This window comes from Thermomonas sp. LB-4 (assembly GCF_036409385.1).
Taxonomy (GTDB): domain Bacteria; phylum Pseudomonadota; class Gammaproteobacteria; order Xanthomonadales; family Xanthomonadaceae; genus Thermomonas.
Genome location: NZ_JAXOFT010000009.1, coordinates 28,863 through 47,154, shown reverse-complemented (window position 1 = coordinate 47,154; position 18,292 = coordinate 28,863). Strand labels below are relative to the sequence as shown.

The window sequence follows — 18,292 nt, the reverse complement described above, 5'->3', positions numbered from 1 at the left end:
GCGCGCTCAACGTGCCCTCCGCAATGCGGCCAGCGCGGCCGATTCGGTGGACGGCCGGCCAAGGCCGGGCTCGATCCGCTGGCGCAGGCGGCTGGTGCCGCGGTTGCCTGCATCGGCCGGCAGCGGCGGCTGCGCGGCCACCGGCGGAGTGCCTACCGCCGCACCCGCACCCACCGCACGGCGCCGCGCCACCTGGCGGGCGGCGCGCTCGTACTCCCAGGACACCCGCAGCAGCAGGCCCAGCGCGGCGCAGGTCATCAGCACCGAAGAGCCGCCGGACGACACCAGCGGCAGGGTCAGGCCCTTGGTCGGCAGCAGGCCGAGATTGACGCCGATCGAGACGAAACTCTGCAGCGCCATCCACAGCGCGATGCCGAACGCGACGTAGCCGGAGAAGTGGCGGCGCATCTCCACGCACTTCATCCCCAGCCAGAACGCGCGCCCGGCCAGCAGCGCGTACAGGCCCACCACCATGCACACGCCGACGAAGCCCAGCTCTTCGGCGATCACCGCCATGATGAAATCGGTATGGGCTTCCGGCAGGTAGGACAGCTTCTGCACCGAGGCGCCGAGACCGACGCCGAACCATTCGCCGCGGCCTACCGCCATCAGCGCGTTGGTCAGCTGGTAGCCGCTGTCGAACGGGTCGGCCCACGGATCGAGGAAGGTGGTGAGGCGGCGCATGCGGTAGGGCTCGGCGATCGCGATCACCGCCAGCACCGGCAGCCCGACCAGCACCGGCCCGAACATCCGCGGCATGTTGACGCCGCCCAGCACCAGCATGCCGGCGGTGATCGCCAGCAGCAGCGAGGACGAGCCGAAGTCCGGCTGCAGCAGCAGCAGCCCGACCAGCAGCACCGCCACCCCCAGCGGCTTGAGCATGGCCGGCCAGGTGGCCGCCACGTCCTCGCTGTAGCGCTTGAGGTAGCTGGCCAGCCAGACGATGTAGAGCAGCTTGACCGCCTCGACCGCCTGGAAATTGGACACGCCGAGGTTGAGCCAGCGCCGCGCGCCGTTCACGGTCACGCCGATGCCGGGGATGAACACCAGCCCCAGCAGGATGATGCAGGCCAGCAGCAGCCACTGCGCGTGCTTCTCGACGGTCTTCAGCTCGGTGCGCATCACCAGCACCGCCAGGCCCAGGCCGACCGCCAGGAACATCAGGTGGCGGCTGAGGAAATACCACGGCCCGGCGTCCACGCCGCCGCCGGCAATCGCCGCCGAGCCCACCATCACCACGCCCAGGCAGGCCAGCGCGATCGAGGCGCCCAGCAGCCACGGGTCGAAGCGCCCGCCGATCTCGTCGAGGCGGGTCGCCTGGCCCAGGCCGTCGGCGGCGGTCGCGGCCATCAGCGCACCTTCAACGTGGCAAGCCCGACCAGCACCAGCACCACGCTGATGATCCAGAAGCGCACGATCACCCGCGGCTCCGGCCAGCCCTTCAGTTCGAAGTGGTGGTGGATCGGCGCCATCCGGAACACGCGCTTGCCGGTGAGCTTGAAGCTGGCCACCTGGATCATCACCGACAGGGTTTCGATCACGAAGATTCCGCCCATCAGCACCAGCACCAGCTCCTGGCGCACGATCACCGCGACGGTGCCGAGCACCGCGCCCAGCGCCAACGCGCCGATGTCGCCCATGAACACCATCGCCGGGTAGGTGTTGAACCACAGGAAGCCCAGCCCCGCGCCGGCGATGGCCGCGCAGATGATGGTCAGCTCGCCCGCGCCCGGCACCTGCGGGATCTGCAGGTAGCGCGAGAACTCGGCGTGGCCGGAGACGTAGGCGAACACGCCCAGCGCGCAGGCCACCAGCACGGTGGGCATGATGGCCAGGCCATCGAGGCCGTCGGTCAGGTTGACCGCGTTGGAGAAGCCGACGATCCAGAAGTAGGCGATCGCCACGAAACCGACGCCGGCCAGCGGCAGCGCGATCGATTTGAAGAACGGCACATAGAACGTGGTGGCGGCCGGCACGTCGGCGAACGCGAACAGATAGATGCCGGCCGCTAGGCCCAGCAGCGACTGCAGCGCGTACTTGGTGCGCGAACGCATGCCGTTGGGATCGCGCTTGACGATCTTGATCCAGTCATCCATCCAGCCGATCGCGCCGAAGCCCAGCATCACCACCAGCACCACCCACACGTACTTGTTGCGCAGGTCGCCCCACAGCAGCACTGCAGCCGCCACCGTCGAGAGGATCAGCGCGCCGCCCATGGTCGGCGTGCCGGCCTTGGAGAAATGCGACTGCGGGCCGTCCTTGCGGATCGGTTGGCCGCCCTTGAGCGTGGCCAGGTAGCGGATCATCGCCGGCCCCCACCACAGCGACAGCGCCAGCGCGGTCAGCGCGGCGAGGATGGCCCGGAAGGTGATGTAGTTGAACAGGTTGAAGTGGCCCTGCAGCTGCTCCAGCCAGCGGGTGAGTTCAAGCAGCATCGGTGGTCTCCCCGTCCGGTCCGGCGTCGCGCTGCAGCAGCGCCGCCACGATCTTGTCCATTGCGCTGCCGCGCGAGCCCTTCACCAGCACGGTGGTGCCGGCACGCAGATCCGCCCACAGCGCGTCGGCCAGCGCCGCGTGCGCATCGAACTGCCGCGCGCCCTCGCCGAACGCCTGCACTGCGTGCGCACTCAGCGGCCCCAGCGCGTACAGCCGGGCGATGCCGGCGGCCCGCGCGCGCGCGCCGGCCTCGGCGTGCAGGGCAGCCTCGTCCGCGCCCAGCTCGCGCATGTCGCCCAGCACCAGCCAGGCTTCGCCGCCGGTTTCCGCCAGCGTGTCGATGGCCGCGGCCAGCGAGCCGGGGTTGGCGTTGTAGCTGTCGTCCACCAGGGTGGCGCCGCAGCGCAGGCGGTGGCTGGCCAGCCGGCCGGCCACGCCCTGCACGCCGGCCAGCCCGTCGCGGACCTGCGCCAGGGTGGCGCCGACGGCCAGCGCCATCGCCGCCGCGGCCAGCGCGTTGCGGACGTTGTGGCGACCGGCCAGCGGCAGCAGGATGTCGGTTTCGCCCTGCGGGGCGACCAGGGTGAACCGCGAGCCCTGCATGCCCGTCTCGATGCCGCGGGCGGTAACGTCGGCCCCGGCGTCGAGGCCGAAGCGGACCACCCGGCGGCCGCGCAGGCGCTCACTGAAGTACAGAGCGAATGCGTCGTCGGCGTTCACCACCGCCACCCCGCCCTCCGGCAGCGCCTGGTAGATCGCGCCCTTGGTCTGGGCGACGCCGAGCAAGCTGCCCATCCGTTCCAGGTGCGCCGCCGCCACGTTGTTCACCAGCGCCACGTCCGGGCGGGCGATGGCGGTCAGGTAGGCGATGTCGCCGGGCTTGCCGGCGCCCATCTCGTAAACGGCGAAACGCGCATCGTCCGGCGCGTCCAGCACCGCCAGCGGCAGGCCGATCTCGTTGTTGCGGTTGCCCGGATTGGCGTAGGCGCCGCCAAGCTGGCACAGGATCGAATGCAGCAGCGTCTTGACCGTGGTCTTGCCGTTGCTGCCGGTGATCGCGAGCACCCTGGTGGCGCGCTCGCGCTGCACCGCCGCGGCCAGGCTTGCCAGCGCGCGCTCGGTATCGGCCACGACGACCTGCGGCAGCGCCACCTCGACCGGACGGGCCACCAGCGCCGCCACGCAGCCGCCGTCGGCAGCGGCCTGCACGTGCGCGTGGCCATCGAAGTTCTCGCCCTTCAGCGCGACGAACAGCGCATCGCCGCCGGGCAGCGCGCGGGTGTCGGTGGCGATGGCATCGACCGTGCGGTCGCCACCGACCAGCCGGCCGCCGGTGGCTTGGGCGATCCAGGACAGCAGGCGCGGCGTCATGCGGCACCGCCTTCGGCGCGGCGGCGCAGGCAGCCGCGCGCCACCGCCGCATCCTCGAACGGATGCTTCACGCCAGCCACGTCCTGATAGGGCTCGTGGCCCTTGCCGGCGATCAGCACCACGTCGTCGCGACCGGCGCCGGAAATGGCGGCGGCAATGGCGGCGGCGCGTTCGCGCTGCACCACCGCCCGCGCCGGCTCTGCGAAGCCGGCCAGGATGTCGGCCACGATGGCGTCGCCATCCTCGTTGCGCGGGTTGTCGTCGGTGACGATGACGCGGTCGGCCAGGCGCTCGGCGATAGCGGCCATCTGCGGGCGCTTGCCGGTATCGCGCTCGCCGCCGCAGCCAAACACGCAGGTCAGCATGCCGACGGTATGCGCGCGCAGCGAAGCCAGCGCCTGCTCCAGCGCATCCGGGGTGTGTGCGTAATCCACCACCACCAGCGGCGCGCCGCCTTCGCCGCCCAGCCGGTTCATGCGGCCGTCGACCGGCAGCAACTGCGACAGCGTCTCGGCGATCAGCGCCGGCGCCATCCCCAGCGCGAACAGGGTGGTCGCCACGCCCAGCAGGTTGTCCACGTTGAAGCGGCCCAGCAGCGGCGAACGCACCGAATGCGCCTGGCCACCGGCGTGCAGCAGGAAGCGGATGCCGCTGCCGTCCAGCACCAGATCTTCCGCGCGCACGCTGGCGCCGGCGGCGCCGCGCGAGGAAAAGCCCAGCGCGCGCACCTTGCCGCCGACCGCGGCGAACAGCTCGCGGCCGAAGGCATCGTCCAGGTTGACCGCCGCGGCGCGCAGGCCCGGCCAGTCGAACAGCCGCGCCTTGGCCGCGCCGTAGCGGGCCATGTCGCCGTGGTAGTCGAGATGGTCGCGGGTGAGATTGGTGAACACCGCCACGTCGAAGTGCACGCCATCCACGCGACCCTGGTCGAGCGCGTGCGACGACACTTCCATCGCCACCGCCGATGCGCCCTCGTCGCGCAGCTCGGCCAGCAACGCGTGCATGCGCAGCACCAGCGGGGTGGTGAAGCCGGTCGGCACGATCTTCGGGTACACCCCGCTGCCCAGCGTGCCGACGGTGCCGGCAACCTGCCCGCGCAGCGTCCATGCCTGCGCCAGCAATTGCACGGTGGAGGTCTTGCCGTTGGTGCCGGTGACGCCGACGGTGGTCATCGCCGCGCTGGGGTGGCCGTGGAACGTGTCGGCCATCGTGCCCATGCGCTGGCGCAGGCCCACCACCGGGATCGCGTCGGCGGGCGCGGGCAGGTCGTCCGGCGCCGGCGGCTCATACAGCACCGCGGCGGCACCGGCCTCGCGGGCCACGTCGACGAAATTCAGCCCGTGCGCGCCGAACCCGGCGATGGCCACGAACGCATCGCCGGGCTTCACTTCGCGGCTGTCCTGGACCAGCCCGGTGATGGCGAGGTCGGCGGACAGGCCTTCCAGTTCCGGCAGCAGCTCGCCCAGCAGCATGGCGCGGGTCATTGCAGCGCCCTCGCGTTGGCGGCGCCGGATGGCGCGGCGGCAGTGGCCGTCGCGGCGAGCGCCGGCGGCGTGCGCCCTTCGGCCTTCATGCGCTTGGCCTCGGCGGCCGCCTGCACGGCCAGCCACGCGTCGAGGTTGTCGGGCGAGACGTCCATCAGGCGCAGCGCGCCTTCCATCACGTTGCGGAACACCGGGCCAGCGACCACGCCGCCGTAATAGCCCTTGCGGCTTGGATCGGGATCGTTCACCGCCACCACCATCGCGAAGCGCGGGTTGTCGACCGGCACCAGCCCGGCGAAGTAGCCGATGTAGCGGCGCGAATAGCCGCCGGCGCTGGCCTTGCGCGAGGTGCCGGTCTTTCCGGCCACGTGGTAGCCGAGGATCGCCGCCTGGGTGGCGGTGCCGCCCGGCTCGGTGACCGTCTGCATCATGTGCAGCACCTGGTCGGCGATCCGCGCATCCAGCACGCGCTTGGGCGGGTTGTGCTGGCCCTTGACGAAACTGGGCTGGTGCAGCAGCCCGCCATTGCCCAGCGCCGCGTAGGCGGTGGCGATCTGCAGCGGGGTCGCGCTCAGGCCGTAGCCGTAGCTCATGGTCTGCTTGCTGGTGCCGCTCCAGCGGTCGGGCGCGGGGAACAGTCCGGCGGCTTCGCCCGGGAAGCCGCTGCCGCTGCGTTGGCCGTAGCCGAAGCGGCGCATGAAGGCGTAGAACTGCGCGTCGCTCAGCCGCCTGGCCACCAGCGAAGCACCGACGTTGGAGCTCTTGCGGATGATGCCGGTGGTGTCCAGCACGCCGTAGTTGTGGGTGTCCGTGGTGCGGTAGCGGCCATTGGCGATCCAGCCCGGGCTGGTGTTGAACAGCGTCGCCGGCGTGATCACGCCGGCTTCGAGCCCCGCCGCCACGGTCAGCGGCTTCATCGTCGAGCCGGGCTCCAGCAGGTCGGTGACCGCGCGGTTGCGATGCGCGTCGCGCGGACTGGTGCCGACCGCGTTGGGGTTGAAGGTCGGCAGGTTGGCCATCGCCAGCACCTCGCCGGTGGCCACGTCCAGCACCACCGCCGAACCGCTGCTGGCGCCGGTTTCGGCGATTGCGTTGCGCAGCTCGCGATGGGTCAGGTACTGGATGCGGCGGTCGATGCTGAGCGCAAGGTCGTGGCCCGGCTGCGCGGCGCGCACCAGGTCCACGTTTTCGACGATCCGGCCCTTGTTGTCGCGGATCACGCGCTTGGCGCCGGGCGTGCCGCGCAGCCATTCGTCGAAGGCCAGCTCCAGGCCCTCCTGGCCGCGGTCGTCGATGTTGGTGAAACCCAGCACATGCGCCAGCGCCTCGCCCTGCGGGTAGAAGCGGCGGTATTCGCGCTGGCTGGCCACGCCCGGGATGTCCAGTGCGACGATGCCCGCGGCTTCATCCGGATTGATGCGGCGCTTCAGGTAGACGAATTCCTTGTCGGCACGGGCGCTGAGCCGGCTGACCAGCTCGTCCTGCGCCATGCCCAGCGCGCGCGCCAGCGCCGGCAGGCGCTCCGGCACCTTCAGCAGTTCCTTCGGATTGCCCCAGATCGATTCGACCGGCGAGGAGATCGCCAGCGGCTCGCCGTTGCGGTCGGTGATCATGCCGCGCGAGGTGGCGATGGGGATCTCGCGCAGGAAGCGCGCGTCGCCCTGCTGCTGGTAGAAGGCATGGTCGACCACCTGCAGGTCCAGCGCGCGCGCCAGCAGCGCCACCGACCCCAGGCCCAGGAAGCCGCAGACCAGGGCCAGCCGGCGGCGCAGGTCGAACTGCTGGCCGCGCGCGCGCGGATGCACGCCGGCGGCGCGCTCGCGGCGCGCTTCGCTCCCGAACCAGCGCAGGCGTTTGCCGAATCGGGTCATCGCCGCAGCACCACCACGTCTTCGGTGCGCGGGAACGACATCCCCAGGCGGGTGCGCGCGACCTGGTCGACGCGGTTGCTTTCCGCCCAGGTCGCCTGCTCCAGCTGCAGCCGGCCAAACTCGATGTTGAGCGCATCGCGCCCCTTCTCCAGCCGGCTCAGTTCGACGAACGCCTGCCGGTGCTCGTGGCGGTCGCGCACGATCAGCAGCGCGGTCGCGATATTGGCAACCACCAGCACGGCCAGCAGCAGGTAGCGGTTCATGCCGCCACCGCCCGGCCAGCGGCCGGCAGTTTCTCGGCCACCCGCAGCACCGCGCTGCGCGCGCGCGGGTTGGCGGCCAGTTCCGCTTCGGAGGCCTTCTGCGCGCCGCCCACCAGCCGCAGCACCGGCGTGAACGCCAGCTCGACCGGCATCCTCCGGTTGGCCGGCGGCGCCTTCGCGTGCTTGGCCATGAACTGCTTGACGATGCGGTCCTCCAGCGAGTGGAAGCTGATCACCGCCAGCCGTCCGCCCACCTTGAGCCGGGACAGCGCGGCATCGAGGCCGGCCTCGAGGTCGGCCAGCTCGCGGTTGATGTGGATGCGGATGGCCTGGAAGCTGCGCGTGGCCGGGTGGGTCTTGCTGGCGCCGCGCGGGCAGGCCTGCGCGATCAGGTCGGCCAGCTGCGCGGTGCGGACGATCGGCTGCTCCGCGCGACGGGCCACGATGAAGCGGGCGATGCGCCGGCTCTGGCGCTCCTCGCCGTACAGCCAGAGCACGTCGGCGATGTCCTTTTCGCTGGCGCGGGCCAGCCACTCGGCGGCGCTCTCGCCGGAGTCCGGATCCATCCGCATGTCCAGCGGGCCGTCCTTGCCGAAAGAGAATCCGCGCTCGGCCACGTCCAGCTGCGGCGACGACACGCCAAGATCGAGCAGCACGCCGTCGAGGCCTGCCGCGGTGGCCGGCCAGTCGGCCAGGGTGGCGAAGCTGCCGCGATGCCAGGACAGGCGCGCGTCGGCGTCGGCCATCCGCATGGCCTCCGCGATCGCGTCCGGATCCTTGTCCATCGCCAGCAAACGCCCCTTTTCGCCAAGCCGCTGCAACACCCCACGGGCATGACCGCCACGCCCGAACGTCCCGTCCAGGTAGGTTCCGTCCTCTCTCACCGCCAGACCGTCCATGACCTCGGCAAACAGCACCGGAAGGTGGGCGGACGCGATGCCCGCGCCACCGCCGCTCACAGCATCAATTCCTGGAACTCGTCGCCCAGGTCCTCGTCGCCCAGCGGCTGGCGAATCTGCGCCAGGTGGTCCGCCTCGCTCCACAGTTCGAACTTGTCGCCCATCCCCACCAGCACCGCCTTGCGCTCGATGCCGGCGGCATTGCGGTGGCTGGCCGGGATCGAGATCCGCGCATTGCCGTCGGGCTCGACGAACTCGGCCGCGCCCACCAGCTTCAGCTGCAGGATGCGGCTGGGCTTCTTGACCCGCGGCAGCGCATTGACCTGGTCGCGCACCTTTTCCCACACGGCATGCGGATAGATGTACAAACCGGTGGTTTCGAAGGCGTTGTAGGTGATGACCAGGCGATTGCCGCAGGCACGCGCGACGAGCTCCCGGTAGGCGGTCGGAATCGCCAGCCGGCCCTTGTCGTCAATGGTGATGGCGGTCTCGCCCTGGAACATGCTGCCCTTCTCGCCCCCGTCTGCCGCGGAGTTCACACCAGAAAAACCACGATTTTCCCGGTTTTCCCACGAGCCCCCACATTAGCAGGCAATTGACCCATGTCAACAACCCGACGGCGGAGATTTCTTTCGGCCGGTCAAGGACTTGCAGCAAACTTCAACAAGTTGTTCAAGCTTTATCCACAAGCTCATGTTTCATCTCATTTTTTGAGATTCCGCGACGCCTCGCACGCTTTTGCATGAACAGGGGCGACGGGCATGGCGGCATGTTGCAACGCAAAAACTGAATGGCTCGGGGGCGGGGCAGAATGCAGGCATGTGCCTGGTCGCCCTTGCCTGGAACGTGCATCCCCGCTGGCGGCTGGTGGCCGCCGGCAATCGCGATGAGCTGCATGCCCGCCCCACCGCGGCCCTGGCACGCTGGTCCGACGCGCCCATCCTGGCCGGACGCGACCTGCGCGCCGGCGGCACCTGGATGGGGCTGGGGCCCCACGGGCGAATGGCGGTGGTGACCAATGTGCGCAACGGGCGGGCGCCGCCCTACGCCGGCCCCTCCCGCGGCGCCCTGCCGCTGCGCTTCCTGGCCGGCACCGACGCCGCCCCGGCCTACGCGGCCGCACTTGCCCGCGAGCCCGGGCGTTATGCGCCGTTCAACCTGCTGGTGGCCGATGCCGAGGCCTGCGCCTATGTGGGCCATGGCCCGGCGGGCGAAGGCGGGCGCCGGCTGACGCCCGGCATCTACGGCCTGTCCAATGGCGCCCTCGACGCGCCGTGGCCCAAAACCACGCGGCTGCGTGACGTGCTGGCGCAATGGATCGCTGCCGGCGAGGCCGACCTGGAACCGCTGTGGGCGGCGCTGGCGGACGAACGGGTCGCCGACGACGCCCTGCTGCCGGACACCGGGGTGGGGCTGGCGCTGGAACGGCGGCTGTCCGCCGCTTTCATCCGCGAGCATGACTACGGTACCCGCGCCAGCACGCTGGTGCTGGTGGGACATGACGGCGGCGCCACGATCATCGAACGCCGCTTCGGGCCGGGCGGGGTGTTCGAGGGCGAGACCGCACTCGAAGCCACGCCCTGAACGACATCCGCGGGCCGCCACCGTACAATGGCCGTGGCGGAGTCGGCCAGGCAGTCGCGTCACCGGAAACGGTGCCGAGGAAAGTCCGGGCTCCACAGGGCACGGTGCCAGGTAACGCCTGGGCGGCGAGAGCCGACGGAAAGTGCAACAGAAAGATACCGCCGATGGCCCTGTCACCCCTTTGCCGCGCTGGCCGGAGCGGCCATCTCCCGGACTTGCCGGCGTCGCCGAGCAAGTCCTTCGCGGAGACGGCAAAGGGGTGGCAGGGCTCAGGCAAGGGTGAAATGGTGCGGTAAGAGCGCACCGCGAGTCTGGCAACAGACCGGCACGGCAAACCCCACCGGGAGCAAGACCAAATAGGGAGACGATGAGGCGGCCCGCCGAGTCTCCGGGTAGGTTGCTTGAGCGTAGCGGCGACGCTGCGCCTAGAGGAATGACTGCCGCGGCGCGCAAGCGTCGAACAGAACCCGGCTTATCGGCCGGCTCCGCCAGCTTCAATTGCGCGCGGCGCAATTGAAGCTCCCAAAGTTTGCTGCGCAAACGTTTGGGCCCCGGGCCTTCAACCTCCGAATCCCCGCGCCTATCGGCGCGCCCCCTTTACCAAAGGGGGCTGTTCCATCCGTGGCGATCCGGCGAAACCACCTAGTCCGATCCGTACAACGCCTTACGCGGGGCGCCGGACAGCTCCGCCGCCAGCTTCGCGGCGGTCGAAGGCGGCAGGTGGTCCTTGAGCCTGGCGTAAAGGCGGCGGCCCTCGATGATCTTGACGTCGGCATCTTCGCCGGCGCCCTGCACCAGCACCACGAACTCGCCCTTGCGCTGGTCGGCGTCGGCTTCGACCCGCGCCTGCAGCTGCGCGAGGCTGCCGTCCAGCACGGTTTCGAACAGCTTGGTCAGCTCGCGCGCCAGCACCGCGGGACGCGCATCGCCGAACGCCTGCGCCATGTCGGCCAGGGTGTCGGCGATGCGATGCGAGGACTCGTAGAAGATCAGCGTGCGCGGCTCGGCGGCCAGCGCCTGCAGGCGTTCGCGCCGGGCCGAGGCCTTGGCCGGCAGGAAGCCTTCGAAGGCGAAGCGGTCGCTGGGCAGGCCGGCCACGCTGAGCGCGGCGACCAGCGCCGACGGGCCCGGCAGCGGGCTGACCTTGACCCCGGCCGCGCGCGCGGCGCGCACCAGCCGGAAGCCGGGATCGGACACCAGCGGAGTGCCGGCGTCGCTGACCAGCGCCAGCGATTCGCCGGCCTGCAGGCGCGCGACGATCTTCTGCGCGATCGCCTCCTCGTTGTGTTCGTGCAGCGCGACCAGCGGCGTGGCAATGCCGAAGTGCGCCAGCAGCTGGCCGCTGCGGCGGGTGTCCTCGGCGCAGATCGCCGCGACCTGGCGTAGGGCCTGCTGCGCGCGCGGCGAAAGGTCGCCAAGATTGCCGATGGGCGTGGCGACGACAAAAAGCGTTCCGGAATCCTGCATGCCTGTCTTCAACGTGTGCGCGGGTAGAATCCTAGCCGGTTCCCGAACGAGCGCCCACGCCCGTGGCCCAGATGCGACTTCTCCTCATCGTCCTGCTGCTGGCGCTGGCCGGCTGCGCGAACGTGGCGCCCAAGGCGCCGCCCCCGCCGCCGTATGCCGCCGCCACGCTCGAGGCGCAGGTGCTGGCGGCCAGCCACGCCGCGCTGACCGGGCAGGCGCGCCGCGCCAACGCCGACGCCATCGACCGGCTGCTGGCCAGCCTGGACGACGCCACCCTGGCGCGCGACGCCGCCCGCCTGCCCGCCGGCGACCCGCTCTACAACTTCGCCGGCCGCACCCTGCTGCGGCGCGGCCTGCCGCCGCCGCGCGGGTTCGACCGCGGTGACGCCAGCTTCGGCGCCGCCACCCGACCGCCCGCAGCGACCGACGGCTATCGGCCGCCGCTGCGGGTGGGCGTGCTGCTGCCGCTGTCCGGCAGCCAGGCCGCGGCCGCCGCAGCAGTGCGTGACGGCTACCTGGCCGGCTACTACGGCGAGACCCGCCGCCGCCCGCTGCTGCGCTTCTACGACACCGCGGGCGGCGTCAACGCAGCGCTGGCCCGCGCTGCGGCCGAAGGCAACGATTTCGTGGTCGGCCCGCTGGGCCGCGACGAAGTCGACGCGGTGTTTGCCGGCGAACCGCCAGTGGCGCTGCTGGCGCTCAACCGCGGCGACCGCGCACCGGTGCCCGGCAGCGCGGCGTTCTCGCTGTCGCCGGAAGACGAAGGCATCAGCCTGGCGCAGCATCTGATCGAGGAGCGCGGCAGCAAGCGCGTGCTGCTGATTGCCGGCAGCGACGACACCCAGCGGCGCACCGCCGAAGCAGCGCGCAAGCAGCTGGAAAGCCGCGGCGTGCGCGTGGTCGCCCGCCTGGGCGTCAGCGAGCAGATGGACGGCGCGCTGCGCCAGCTGGCCCAGGCCGAGGCACCCGACGCGGTGCTGCTGGTGCTGAAGGGCCCGCAGGCGCGGATCGTGGCGCCGCAACTTGCGCTGGCAGGCATGGCCGGGCTGCCGCGGGTGGCCAGCTCGCAGATCGTGTCCGGCACCGGCAAGGCCGCCGAGGACGCGGCGCTGGACGGCATCGTGTTTCCAACCGAACCGTGGCTGGTGCAGCGCGTGGCCGGCCTGCCTTCGCAGGCCAGCGCCGCCGACCGCGTGAATACCGCCAAAGGGCCGGCGGCGCGGCTGTTCGCCTTCGGCCTGGATGCGTGGCGGCTGACCGGCTACCTGGAGCATCTGGCGCTGACCAACAGCGGCATCGTCGGCGCCACCGGGCGCCTGCGTCTGGATGGTTTCGGCAACGTGCTGCGCCGTCCTGGCTGGACGCGCTTCGTCGGCGGCCAGCCGGTGCCGCTGGGCGATGGCGCGCGCTGAGCCGGATCTGCGCGCCCGCGGCGACGCGGTGGAAGCCGCGGCGCTGCGGTTTCTCGAAGCAAACGGCCTGCGCCTGCTGGCACGCAACGCAAGTGCGCGCGGTGGCGAGCTGGATCTGGTGATGGCCGACGGCGCTACCGTGGTGTTCGTGGAGGTGCGCTACCGCGCCGATGCCGCGTTCGGCGGCGGCGCGGCATCGGTCGACGCCCGCAAGCGCCGCAAGCTGGTGCGCGCGGCGCAGGTCTGGCTACTGCGGCACCCGCGCCATGCCAACGCGCCCTGCCGCTTCGACGTGATGGCCGCCAGCGGCGACCCGGCCACGCCGGCATTCGACTGGCTGCGCGACGCCTTCCGCGCCGACGATTGCTGAAGCGCATGGCCCTGCCCGACGCCCTCATCGCCGAACTGTCCGCGCTGCTGGGGGACGGCTGGCGCATGGACGATGCCACGCGCGCAGCCAATGGCGGCGACGATTCGCGCCGCCACGCCCTGCCCGACGCGGTGGCGCAGCCGCGCACCTGCGAGCAGGTTGTCGCGCTGGTGCGCGCCTGCCGCGCACACGGCATGCCGCTCGTCGCCCGCGGCGCCGGCACCGGCACCACCGGCGCGGCGGTGCCGACGCAGGGCGGCATCGCGGTCTCGTTCGCGCGGATGAACCGCATCCTCGATATCCGTGCTGCCGACCGCTGCGCGGTGGTGGAGCCCGGCGTCCTCAACGGCACGCTGCAGCAGGCACTGCAGCCGCACGGCCTGTTCTGGCCGCCGGACCCGTCCAGCGCCGAGCTGTGCAGCATCGGCGGCAATCTGGCCACCAATGCCGGCGGCCCGCGCGCGGTGAAATACGGTGCCACCCGCGACAACGTGCTGGGGCTGGCGGCGGTCACCGGCGCCGGCGAGCTCATCCGGGTCGGCGGCGCCTACACCAAGGCGTCCGCAGGCTACGACCTCACCCGCCTGCTGGTGGGCAGCGAGGGCACGCTGGCGCTGATCGTGGAAGCCACCCTGAAACTCGCACCGCGCCCGCAGGCGCAGGCCGGGCTGCGCGCGTTCTACCGCGACGCCGCCAGCGCGGCCGCCGCGGTGTCGCGGCTGATGGCGCAGCCGGTGGTGCCGGCGATGCTGGAGTTCATGGATCGCCGCAGCCTCGAACTGCTGCGCCGCAACGGCAGCGACGTGCCGGAAGCCGGCGCGATGCTGCTCATCGAAGCGGACGGCAGTTTCGACGCCTTGCCCGACATCCTCGCCGCACTCGGCGGCGCCGCCGACGGCGACGGCTTGATCGACATGGACGTGGCGCAGGACGGCCTCGCCCGCGACAAGCTGTGGGCGGCGCGGCGCGCGCTGTCACCGGCGCTGCGCAGCATCGCCCCGGGCAAGATCAACGAGGACGTGGTGGTGCCTGTCTCGCGCATCCCCGACCTGGTGGCGGGCGTCGAGGCCTTGGCCGACGAATACGCGCTGACCATCGTCTGCTTCGGCCACGCCGGCAACGGCAACCTGCACGTCAACATCCTCTACCACCCCGACGATGCCGACGAATCCGCGCGCGCGCAGGCGGCGCTGCCGCGCGTGTTCGAACTGGCGCTGGCCCTGGGCGGTGCGCTGTCCGGCGAACACGGCATCGGCCTGTCCAAGCGTGACTTCATGGCGGGCGCGTACGACCCCGCCACGCTGGAAACCATGCGCGCGGTGAAGCGCGCATTCGATCCGGACGGCATCCTCAATCCGGGCAAGCTGTTGCCCTAGCAGCGGCGATTCCCCGGGCGCCGCGCGCGCGAAGCCGGGTGCTCAGGCGAAGTGCTGCCACCCTGTCGCCGGCGCCGACCAGGCGACGCCGCCGAGGGTTGGCCGCACGCCGCTGCCGGCGCTGATGGTGCCGATGCGGGTGGCCGCAGTGCCGGCTTCCGCCAGCGCCATGCCCAGCGCATCGGAGGCAGCTGCGGGCGCCGTGAAACACAGCTCGTAATCGTCGCCGCCCGCAGCCTGCAGCACGCGGAGGGCGTCCGGTCCGAATGCCGCGCGCAGCGCGGCGCTGGCCGGCAGCGCATCGATGTCGATCTCCGCGCCGACGCCGCTGGCGCGGCAGATGTGGGCGAGATCCGCGAGCAGGCCATCGCTGACGTCGATGCAGCTGCTGGCGATCCCGCGCAGCGCGCGGCCCAGCGCCACCCGCGGGGTGGGCCGGTCCAGCCGCGCCTGCAGGGCCGGCGACATCGGCACGCCGGCCTGCCACTGCCGCAGCGCGCCAGCGGCATCGCCCAGGGTGCCGCTGACCCAGATGTCATCGCCCACCCGGGCGCCGTCCCGGCGCAGCGCCTGTCCGGGCTCGACCAGGCCGTGCGCGGTGATCGCGATCGACAGCGGACCGCGGGTGGTGTCGCCGCCGACCAGCGCAAAACCATGCTGCGCAGCGAGGGCGAAGAAGCCATCGAAGAAGCCGTCGACGAAGGCCACATCGCCCTGCGGCAGCGACAGCGACAGCGTGCCCCAGGCCGGCTGCGCGCCCATCGCGGCCAGGTCGGAGAGGTTCACCGCCAGCGCCTTCCAGCCGAGGTCGGCGGGCGCGGTGTCCGGGGGGAAATGCACGCCCACGTTGAGCGCGTCCATGGTCACCGCCAGCTGCATGCCGGGCGGCGGCGCCAGCAGCGCGCAGTCGTCGCCGATGCCCAGCGCCACGTCGCCGCGCGCGGCGGCGCGCTGGCGGATGCGGGCGATCAGGTCGAACTCACCTTGCGACATGTCTTTTGCTCGTCATTCCCGCGAAAACGGGAATGACGGCTTGCTTACTTCTCGGCTTCCACGCCGCGCAGCACCGCCGCGGCCTTGTCCAGCACGCCGTTGACGTAGGTGTGGCCGTGCTCGGAACCAAAGCGCTTGGTGGAATCGATGGCTTCGTTGATGACCACGCGGTAGGGCACGTCGGGCCGGTGGGTCAGTTCGTATGCGGCAATCCGCAGCGCGGCGCGCTCGATCTGGTCCACCTCTTCGATGCCGCGGTCCAGGTGTCCTGCCAGTGCCGCATCCAGCTGGTCGGAGTGCCGCAGCACGCCGCGCACCAGGTCCTCGAAGTATTCGAGGTCGGCGATCTCGTGGGCCTGCTCGTGGGCGAACTGGGCGATCAGCGCGCGCTCGTCGGCATGGTTGATCTGCCAGGCGTAGATCGCCTGCAGCGCGCGCCGGCGCGAGCGCGAACGAGCCACGGGATCGATGCCGTCGGGACGACGATGATGCTTGTTCATGCTTGCTCCTGCAGCTTGCGGCGCAGGTCGGCCATCTCGATCGCCACCAGCGCCGCCTCTTCGCCCTTGTTGCCATGGCTGCCGCCGGCACGCGCCAGCGCATCCTCGAATTTCTCCACCGCCAGCACGCCGTTCATGACCGGCACGCCAGTGTCCAGCGCCACCCGCATCAGACCGTCGGAAGTACCATCGGCCACCTGCTCGTAATGGCGGGTGTCGCCGCGCACCACGCAGCCCAGCGCGACGATGGCGGCATGGCCGCCACCGTGCGCCAGCTGGCGCGCGATCACCGGCAACTCCCACGCGCCGGGCACGCGCACCACATCGATGGCGGCCTCGGCCACGCCGTTGGCGAGGAGGGTTGCGCGCGCCGACTCCACCAGCGCATCGACGATGCGCGGGTTCCAGCGGCTGGCGAGGATCGCGAAGCGCGCGTCGGGGTGGACGCGCAGGTCGCCTTCGTGGTGCGGCATGGGCTTGGGCGGATGCGTGGGCCGGGCAGTTTACCGCGCCGGCAGCACCACGTACTCCACCACCTCCAGCCCGAAGCCGGCCAGCCCGACCTGCCGGCGCGGGGTGCCGAGCACGCGCAGGTGGCGCACGCCCAGCGCAGCCAGGATCTGCGAGCCGGCACCGTTGCGGCGCCACTGCGCCAGCGCGCCGGCCTTGCTGGCGGGCGGCGCCGGCTGCTCGCGGATGCGCGCCAGGGTGGCCTCGGCATCGGGCGCATCACCCAGCAGGACCAGCACGCCGCGGCCGTCAGCGGCGATCATCGCCAGCACGTCGCCCACCAGCGGGCCGAAATCGTCGCGCCGCCAGTGCAGCGCATCGGCCAGCGGGTTCTGTTGCTGCACGCGCACCAGCACCGGCTCGCCCCCCGCCACCTCGCCGCGCACCAGCGCGTAATGCAGGCCACGGGTCAGGCGGTCGCGCCAGGTGTGCAGCTGGAAGCGACCGTGGTCGGTATCGATCTCGCGGCTGTCGATGCACTCTACCGTGTGCTCGGTGTCCAGCCGGTAGCGGATCAGGTCCTCGATCGAACCGATCTTCAGCCCGTGCTCGCGCGCGAAGACTTCCAGCTCGGGCCGCCGGGCCATGCTGCCGTCCGGGTTGAGGATCTCCACCAGCACCCCGGCGGGCTCGAATCCGGCCAGCAGGGCCAGGTCGGCGGCCGCTTCCGTATGGCCGGCGCGGTTGAGCACGCCGCCGGGCTGCGCCATCAGCGGGAAGATGTGGCCGGGCTGGCTGAGGTCGGCCGGCTTGGCATCCGGCCGCACGGCGGTGCGCACGGTATGCGCGCGGTCGTAGGCGCTGATGCCGGTGGTGACGCCCTCGGCCGCCTCGATGCTGACGGTGAAGTTGGTGTGGTGCGGCGAGGTGTTGTCGCGCACCATCGGGTTCAGCCCCAGCTGCGCGCAGCGCTCGCGGGTCAGCGACAGGCAGACCAGGCCGCGCGCGTGGGTCACCATGAAATTGATGTCCGACGGCTTGACCAGCTCGGCGGCCATGATCAGGTCGCCTTCGTTCTCGCGGTCCTCGTCATCGACCACCACCACCATGCGCCCGGCACGCAGTTCGTCCAGCAGTTCCGGGATACTTGCAAAGCTCATGTCCAGTCCTTCGTCGCCTGCAGGCGCTCGGCGTAGCGCGCCAGCAGGTCCACTTCGATGTTGACCGCGTCGCCCACCTGCAGCGCGCGGAAGGCGGTGTGTTCCACCGTGTGCGGGATCAGCGCCACCTCGAACCCGGCGTCGTCGGCGGCATTCACGGTCAGGCTGACGCCGTCCACGCAGACTGAGCCCTTGTGGGCGATGTAGCGCAGCAGCGGCCGCGGCGCGGAAAACCGCCAGCGCACCGCGCGTGCATCGTCCCAGCGCCGCTCGGCGCTGGCCAGCCCGTCCACATGGCCGCTGACCAGGTGGCCGCCGAGGCGATCGGTGGGCAGCATGGCGCGTTCCAGGTTCACCGGCGCGCCGATCGCGAGCCGGCCCAGCGTGGTGAGCGCAAGGGTTTCGTTGGAGGCATCCACCGCGAAGCGGGTGGCGCCGAATTCGACCACGGTCAGGCAGCAGCCGTTGACCGCGATGCTCTCGCCCAGCTGCACGCCGTCGAACGGCAGCGTGCCGGTGTCGATCGCGAGTCGCGCATCGCCGCCGCGGGTTTCACGGGCGGCCAGCGCACCAACGCCTTCGATGAGTCCTGTGAACATGTCTCTGGTTTCCCGCATGGCACGGGAAACGCCCGCATGGCGCGCGCAGACGCACGG

The 18,292-nt window shown here is 71.4% G+C and carries 17 protein-coding genes, 1 other RNA gene and 1 pseudogene; 5 read left to right on the top strand and 14 right to left on the bottom strand.

Going from position 1 to position 18,292, the window contains the following annotated elements:
* Window positions 1-6 precede the first annotated feature (6 nt).
* The 8 genes and pseudogenes from ftsW to mraZ form a co-directional block, all read right to left on the bottom strand.
* On the bottom strand, window positions 7-1,350 hold the full coding sequence (ftsW, locus tag SPK54_RS08190; RefSeq protein WP_330947432.1) for a putative lipid II flippase FtsW: 1,344 nt from the start codon (window positions 1,348-1,350) through the stop codon (window positions 7-9).
* A complete protein-coding gene (mraY, locus tag SPK54_RS08185) occupies window positions 1,350-2,435 on the bottom strand; it encodes a phospho-N-acetylmuramoyl-pentapeptide-transferase (protein WP_330947431.1) in 1,086 nt (361 codons plus the stop codon). Before mraY ends, ftsW begins: the two co-directional genes overlap by 1 nt.
* Complete coding sequence (gene murF / locus SPK54_RS08180) at window positions 2,425-3,807, bottom strand: UDP-N-acetylmuramoyl-tripeptide--D-alanyl-D-alanine ligase (RefSeq protein ID WP_330947430.1); 1,383 nt, start codon at window positions 3,805-3,807, stop codon at window positions 2,425-2,427. The genes mraY and murF overlap by 11 nt, the downstream gene beginning before the upstream one ends.
* Window positions 3,804-5,291 (bottom strand): UDP-N-acetylmuramoyl-L-alanyl-D-glutamate--2,6-diaminopimelate ligase, encoded by a 1,488-nt coding sequence (locus SPK54_RS08175; RefSeq protein ID WP_330947429.1) that lies wholly within the window; start codon window positions 5,289-5,291, stop codon window positions 3,804-3,806. Before SPK54_RS08175 ends, murF begins: the two co-directional genes overlap by 4 nt.
* Complete coding sequence (locus SPK54_RS08170) at window positions 5,288-7,162, bottom strand: penicillin-binding transpeptidase domain-containing protein (protein ID WP_330947428.1); 1,875 nt, start codon at window positions 7,160-7,162, stop codon at window positions 5,288-5,290. Before SPK54_RS08170 ends, SPK54_RS08175 begins: the two co-directional genes overlap by 4 nt.
* Window positions 7,159-7,425 (bottom strand): cell division protein FtsL, encoded by a 267-nt coding sequence (gene ftsL / locus SPK54_RS08165; protein ID WP_330947427.1) that lies wholly within the window; start codon window positions 7,423-7,425, stop codon window positions 7,159-7,161. Before ftsL ends, SPK54_RS08170 begins: the two co-directional genes overlap by 4 nt.
* Before the next feature lie 26 nt (window positions 7,426-7,451).
* Window positions 7,452-8,393 (bottom strand): annotated as a pseudogene (gene rsmH, locus SPK54_RS08160) (16S rRNA (cytosine(1402)-N(4))-methyltransferase RsmH); the annotation flags it as partial.
* The gene (gene mraZ, locus SPK54_RS08155) at window positions 8,381-8,827 is read right to left on the bottom strand and encodes a division/cell wall cluster transcriptional repressor MraZ (protein WP_330947476.1); all 447 of its coding nucleotides are present in this window, start codon (window positions 8,825-8,827) and stop codon (window positions 8,381-8,383) included. The gene mraZ and the pseudogene rsmH, both read right to left, overlap by 13 nt.
* A gap of 316 nt (window positions 8,828-9,143) precedes the next feature.
* Between mraZ and SPK54_RS08150 the strand changes: the two genes are divergently transcribed.
* Window positions 9,144-9,908: an NRDE family protein gene (locus SPK54_RS08150; protein ID WP_330947426.1), complete on the top strand. Its 765-nt coding sequence runs from the start codon at window positions 9,144-9,146 to the stop codon at window positions 9,906-9,908.
* A 38-nt stretch (window positions 9,909-9,946) separates the two neighbouring features.
* Window positions 9,947-10,399, top strand: an RNA gene (gene rnpB / locus SPK54_RS08145) — RNase P RNA component class A.
* Between the two features lie 151 nt (window positions 10,400-10,550).
* Here rnpB and rsmI read toward each other — a convergent pair.
* Complete coding sequence (gene rsmI / locus SPK54_RS08140) at window positions 10,551-11,375, bottom strand: 16S rRNA (cytidine(1402)-2'-O)-methyltransferase (RefSeq protein WP_330947425.1); 825 nt, start codon at window positions 11,373-11,375, stop codon at window positions 10,551-10,553.
* Window positions 11,376-11,446: 71 nt separating this feature from the next.
* On the opposite strand from rsmI, the gene SPK54_RS08135 reads away from it, so the two are divergent.
* Genes SPK54_RS08135 through SPK54_RS08125 form a run of 3 tightly spaced genes read left to right on the top strand, consistent with a single transcriptional unit; the run spans window position 11,447 to window position 14,533 of the window.
* Window positions 11,447-12,787: a penicillin-binding protein activator gene (locus tag SPK54_RS08135; RefSeq protein WP_330947424.1), complete on the top strand. Its 1,341-nt coding sequence runs from the start codon at window positions 11,447-11,449 to the stop codon at window positions 12,785-12,787.
* Complete coding sequence (locus tag SPK54_RS08130) at window positions 12,774-13,157, top strand: YraN family protein (RefSeq protein WP_330947423.1); 384 nt, start codon at window positions 12,774-12,776, stop codon at window positions 13,155-13,157. The genes SPK54_RS08135 and SPK54_RS08130 overlap by 14 nt, the downstream gene beginning before the upstream one ends.
* Before the next feature lie 5 nt (window positions 13,158-13,162).
* Window positions 13,163-14,533, top strand: coding sequence for an FAD-linked oxidase C-terminal domain-containing protein (locus SPK54_RS08125; protein ID WP_330947422.1), 1,371 nt, complete (start codon window positions 13,163-13,165; stop codon window positions 14,531-14,533).
* 42 nt (window positions 14,534-14,575) lie between these two features.
* Here SPK54_RS08125 and thiL read toward each other — a convergent pair whose 3' ends face one another.
* Genes thiL through SPK54_RS08100 form a run of 5 tightly spaced genes read right to left on the bottom strand, consistent with a single transcriptional unit; the run spans window position 14,576 to window position 18,235 of the window.
* Window positions 14,576-15,526 (bottom strand): thiamine-phosphate kinase, encoded by a 951-nt coding sequence (gene thiL, locus SPK54_RS08120; RefSeq protein ID WP_330947421.1) that lies wholly within the window; start codon window positions 15,524-15,526, stop codon window positions 14,576-14,578.
* A gap of 44 nt (window positions 15,527-15,570) precedes the next feature.
* Complete coding sequence (gene nusB, locus SPK54_RS08115; RefSeq protein ID WP_330947420.1) at window positions 15,571-16,026, bottom strand: transcription antitermination factor NusB; 456 nt, start codon at window positions 16,024-16,026, stop codon at window positions 15,571-15,573.
* Complete coding sequence (gene ribH / locus SPK54_RS08110) at window positions 16,023-16,499, bottom strand: 6,7-dimethyl-8-ribityllumazine synthase (protein ID WP_330947419.1); 477 nt, start codon at window positions 16,497-16,499, stop codon at window positions 16,023-16,025. Before ribH ends, nusB begins: the two co-directional genes overlap by 4 nt.
* Before the next feature lie 30 nt (window positions 16,500-16,529).
* Complete coding sequence (gene ribB / locus SPK54_RS08105; protein WP_330947418.1) at window positions 16,530-17,636, bottom strand: 3,4-dihydroxy-2-butanone-4-phosphate synthase; 1,107 nt, start codon at window positions 17,634-17,636, stop codon at window positions 16,530-16,532.
* Window positions 17,633-18,235, bottom strand: a complete 603-nt coding sequence (locus SPK54_RS08100; protein WP_330947417.1) for a riboflavin synthase — start codon at window positions 18,233-18,235, stop codon at window positions 17,633-17,635. The genes ribB and SPK54_RS08100 overlap by 4 nt, the downstream gene beginning before the upstream one ends.
* Window positions 18,236-18,292 lie beyond the last annotated feature (57 nt).

Bases quoted from the DNA above. Each gene is read 5' to 3' on its own strand.
- ftsW (WP_330947432.1), bottom strand. From the start codon at position 1,350: ATGGCCGCGACCGCCGCCGACGGCCTGGGCCAGGCGACCCGCCTCGAC.
- mraY (WP_330947431.1), bottom strand. From the start codon at position 2,435: ATGCTGCTTGAACTCACCCGCTGGCTGGAGCAGCTGCAGGGCCACTTC.
- murF (WP_330947430.1), bottom strand. From the start codon at position 3,807: ATGACGCCGCGCCTGCTGTCCTGGATCGCCCAAGCCACCGGCGGCCGG.
- SPK54_RS08175 (WP_330947429.1), bottom strand. From the start codon at position 5,291: ATGACCCGCGCCATGCTGCTGGGCGAGCTGCTGCCGGAACTGGAAGGC.
- SPK54_RS08170 (WP_330947428.1), bottom strand. From the start codon at position 7,162: ATGACCCGATTCGGCAAACGCCTGCGCTGGTTCGGGAGCGAAGCGCGC.
- ftsL (WP_330947427.1), bottom strand. From the start codon at position 7,425: ATGAACCGCTACCTGCTGCTGGCCGTGCTGGTGGTTGCCAATATCGCG.
- mraZ (WP_330947476.1), bottom strand. From the start codon at position 8,827: ATGTTCCAGGGCGAGACCGCCATCACCATTGACGACAAGGGCCGGCTG.
- SPK54_RS08150 (WP_330947426.1), top strand. From the start codon at position 9,144: ATGTGCCTGGTCGCCCTTGCCTGGAACGTGCATCCCCGCTGGCGGCTG.
- rsmI (WP_330947425.1), bottom strand. From the start codon at position 11,375: ATGCAGGATTCCGGAACGCTTTTTGTCGTCGCCACGCCCATCGGCAAT.
- SPK54_RS08135 (WP_330947424.1), top strand. From the start codon at position 11,447: ATGCGACTTCTCCTCATCGTCCTGCTGCTGGCGCTGGCCGGCTGCGCG.
- SPK54_RS08130 (WP_330947423.1), top strand. From the start codon at position 12,774: ATGGCGCGCGCTGAGCCGGATCTGCGCGCCCGCGGCGACGCGGTGGAA.
- SPK54_RS08125 (WP_330947422.1), top strand. From the start codon at position 13,163: ATGGCCCTGCCCGACGCCCTCATCGCCGAACTGTCCGCGCTGCTGGGG.
- thiL (WP_330947421.1), bottom strand. From the start codon at position 15,526: ATGTCGCAAGGTGAGTTCGACCTGATCGCCCGCATCCGCCAGCGCGCC.
- nusB (WP_330947420.1), bottom strand. From the start codon at position 16,026: ATGAACAAGCATCATCGTCGTCCCGACGGCATCGATCCCGTGGCTCGT.
- ribH (WP_330947419.1), bottom strand. From the start codon at position 16,499: ATGCCGCACCACGAAGGCGACCTGCGCGTCCACCCCGACGCGCGCTTC.
- ribB (WP_330947418.1), bottom strand. From the start codon at position 17,636: ATGAGCTTTGCAAGTATCCCGGAACTGCTGGACGAACTGCGTGCCGGG.
- SPK54_RS08100 (WP_330947417.1), bottom strand. From the start codon at position 18,235: ATGTTCACAGGACTCATCGAAGGCGTTGGTGCGCTGGCCGCCCGTGAA.